Genomic DNA, 3,679 nt, shown 5'->3' on the forward strand with positions numbered 1-3,679 from the left:
AGAACAATTTCTTTGGAGCGCGCATCTTGAATTTCACGCCATTGATGTATCACAATTTATGGTAAAATGGAAGAAATACAGACGTGAGATCAAACGATCTTCGGAGTGGCCCTGGTTGATGATGCTGTCGGCGGTGGATGCCCGAAAACGAGAAATTGATGAGACAATTCTCAATGAACTGGAGGTGTTGGCGATGAACGAGCAAGAAATTCGCGAAGCGTTGGAAGAGTGGGAGAAGCTAAGCGTCAGTCCGGAAAATCGCTACGCATATGAAATGCGGCTGAAATGGCTGCGGGATCAATTGTCCAACCTTCTGGGCGAGCGGCGCGCTGGGATGGAGGAAGGGTTGGAAAAAGGGATAAAGCAAGGACGGGAAGAAGGATTAAAGGAAGGACGGGAAGAAGAACGGAAGAACATGATCCGGCATATGTCGGCGAAAGGAATGGCGGCGAAAGACATTGCCGATCTTACTGGACTTGCGGAAGAGGAAGTGCGAAAGTGGCTGAAAAAGGACTGAGCGTAACAGAAATTGCGCATGCTGGATTTGACGGAAGAAAAATCTGTCATTTGTTGAAAGAGTAGTTGGGTATGGCGCCAGTCATCTGTCCAACTTGCTGAGAGAGTGTTGAGGGACTAAAGGTATGATCAGCGAAAGGGAGGGAATTCGCTTCCTTCGATCCTCATTTCGGATCATTGTTTGCACTTGGCGACAGTTCAGACCTGTGTATTTCTTTGCAAAACTCTGAATTTTTATTTTGCACTTTACAAGAGGTTTGATTATAGCATCAAGGTCTTTGTTTTAAACAAGCTGCCTCCATCCCTAATTTATATTTCCCCGTCTTCATAAAACGTCGACAAGTAATTTTTCTTATTTCGATGCATCCGCAACAATAATTATCTTAACCATTCTTCCATTAGATTCACTTTTTTTAAAATCGTTTCCTTCACTCCTAAAAAACCTCTAAAAACTCTTTGAAATTTTAAAATATTTTGATATGTGAGTTTACCTAACATTTGCTGTCTTCGTGTGATATTAAAAGGAATTAATATGGCAGCAAACATTCGCATGTTCATTGCATTTTTCTGCACTTTTCAATTGCAATAAAAAAATTTCCAAAAACATTAGAAAAACTTTAGATTCTCAATTTATATAGGGAATGGAATGTTGTTATTTGCCATTAAGACAGATAACTTCGAGTTTCTATTCGGTTACATCATTATTTTTTATATTGTCCCGAATTATTCCAAGAATTCATATAGGTGGTGGGGATAATGAATAAAAAAAAGAGAATCTTAGTGGTTGATGATAATGAAGATATTTGCCTTACAATAAAACAATACCTAGAGCTTTATAATTACTTTGTTGAAACTGTTCATAGCGGGAATGAGGCATTGCAGATTATCAATAATAATTTTGATTTAATTATATTGGATATTATGATGGAAGGCATTGATGGAATGGAATTGTGTAGCATGATCCGTGACAGTTTGGATTGTCCTATCATATTTGTAAGTGCAAAAACGTTAGAAGAAGATAAGATTCAAGCTCTTTCAGTAGGTGGAGATGACTATATTAGTAAACCCTTTAGCTTAAAGGAATTAAAGGCTAGAATAGATTGCCATTTAAGACGAGAAGAGCGAATAAGATCGAATGAAAGGCATCTTCTAAGCTCTAAAAATATTACTATAGATCTTTTAGCTAATGAAATTTTTTGTAAAGGTGTTAAATTACATTTAACAAAAAAAGAGTATGAAATCATTAAACTATTAATGTTGAATAAGAATATGGTTTTTTCTAAAGAAAGAATTTTTGAAAGCGTATGGGGATTCGATTCAGAAAGTCAATTAGAAACAGTTACAGAGAGTATCAAAAATATTAGAAAGAAAATTCGCTCTTTAGATCCGGAACATTCTTATATTAAAACGCTATATGGATTAGGATATAAATGGGATGTGACATATGAAAAAGGATAAAACGATAAAAAGAGATTTTTATTTATTGGTTGTTAAGGTCTTCCTATCAACCTTTATATCAACGCTTATCACATATATATGCTTATTTCTGTTGATATTTGTGATAACAAACAACAATACCATCAAACCGTCTAACTATTATGTTAAGTATATAGATTTAATTGAAAAAAAGATCGAAGAAAATTCATCATCAATTTTAAAAGGACAATTAATTGATTTAAAGTCCTATCATGAAAACATCCAAGGTGAAGTTTTGGATATCAACGGTAATCATATGTATGGGGATAAGGGGGTTGTAGAAAATAAAATAAATTTCAGCAAAGTCATAAATCATGAGATTGTAAAAGGAAAGTATGTTTATAGATATGTACCTGTTCAGCATAATAACTCTATCCAAGCTGTCTATGTCATAAAGGCTCCTTTTGGGTTCTTAATTAATAATATAAAGGATAATCCCGGAGTGGTATTGATTTATATTTTGCTGCTGATCTCGCCGTTAATATTTTTTATTATTTATTTGATTTTATTTACATCTAAACTATATAAGTCATTATTTAATAATATCAAAGTATTGCTTCAGGCTGCAGAGAAGATTTCGAATGGTGATTTTGACTTTCAGGTGCACGGGCTTAAAAGAGGGGAATTTATCAAAATACAAAATTCTTTTAATACAATGATCAACGCACTGAAAGAAACCATTGAAAATCTATCAAAGTTAGATGATGAACGCAAGATGATGATGTCATCAATTGCCCATGACATAAGAACCCCTTTAACGGTGATCCAAGGACAAATGGATTTGATTGCTGATTTGAAGAACCATGATGATCTTGATATCATTCCCCATCTAGATATTATTCGTAATAATTGTAATAAGATGGTCATGCTTACAGATAATTTATCGCTGTTATATAAAGTAGAAAAGGCGAATTTTTTATTAAATATTAAGAAATTGGATTTGAATAAAATGCTTATAGAGAAAAAGCAAGAAATATCAGCAGTGGCCTATAATAAAAGGAACTTAGATATTAAGTTTGATATCAATTTAAGTAAACAATTTTATTTACTTGATGAGTCAATGTTAATGAGGGTCTTAGATAATATTTTATATAACAGCCTGAGATTTACAACGAATGGAGAAATTAAACTTGAGGTACATGATGAACTAGGTGATGAGAGCAATAAAATTTTCTTTAAATGTATGGATACAGGAATCGGATTTAAACAAAAGGATGCGTCCATGTTGTTCGAGGCATTTTATCAAGATGAACAATACAAAAATCATATCGGTTTAGGCCTTTATATCTCGAAAAAAATTGTTAACAATTTTGGTGGAGAGATTTTGGCTTATAATAACGAAAAAGGTGGAGCGACAGTAGAGTTTTATATAAAGGAACAGGAAAATATCATAAATTTGTAATAAGTTTCAATAACGCTTAATGTTTTCGGCTTCCTTCTTGAATTTTGACTCTAAATCCCATTATTCATGCGGCGCTTGCGCTCATTTTTCCATCTTTTTTGTCCATATAGAAAATCAATTCATTCTATCGTCGCTCTTGATTCCACCTTTTTGTGGCGAATTTTATTTTTGCATTTTTGCCACACGATATTGGTTATTCACGACAACTTATAATGCTCCCATAAGGTGAGACACATGAGCGTGATAAATAAGTTATAATGATACCATGAAAAAAAGAAACCGATA

General features: G+C 33.6%; 3 protein-coding genes. All 3 read left to right on the top strand.

The annotated features are described in order from the left end of the window. On the top strand, positions 1-517 hold a 517-nt coding region (locus AC0KTX_RS16490), incomplete at its 5' end, for an Rpn family recombination-promoting nuclease/putative transposase (RefSeq protein ID WP_474253136.1). 755 nt (positions 518-1,272) lie between these two features. Then, the gene (locus AC0KTX_RS16495; RefSeq protein ID WP_339197860.1) at positions 1,273-1,974 is read left to right on the top strand and encodes a response regulator transcription factor; all 702 of its coding nucleotides are present in this window, start codon (positions 1,273-1,275) and stop codon (positions 1,972-1,974) included. Continuing rightward, positions 1,961-3,394 carry a HAMP domain-containing sensor histidine kinase gene (locus AC0KTX_RS16500; protein WP_474253137.1) on the top strand — a complete coding sequence of 478 codons (1,434 nt, stop codon included), beginning with the start codon at positions 1,961-1,963 and terminating at the stop codon, positions 3,392-3,394. The genes AC0KTX_RS16495 and AC0KTX_RS16500 overlap by 14 nt, the downstream gene beginning before the upstream one ends. The last annotated feature ends 285 nt before the right edge of the window (positions 3,395-3,679 follow it).

It is taken from the genome of Aeribacillus sp. JST-2 (assembly GCF_056032925.1).

What these genes read in the sequence shown, in the direction of transcription:
- AC0KTX_RS16495 (WP_339197860.1), top strand. Translation starts at nt 1,273, where the DNA reads ATGAATAAAAAAAAGAGAATCTTAGTGGTTGATGATAATGAAGATATT.
- AC0KTX_RS16500 (WP_474253137.1), top strand. Translation starts at nt 1,961, where the DNA reads ATGAAAAAGGATAAAACGATAAAAAGAGATTTTTATTTATTGGTTGTT.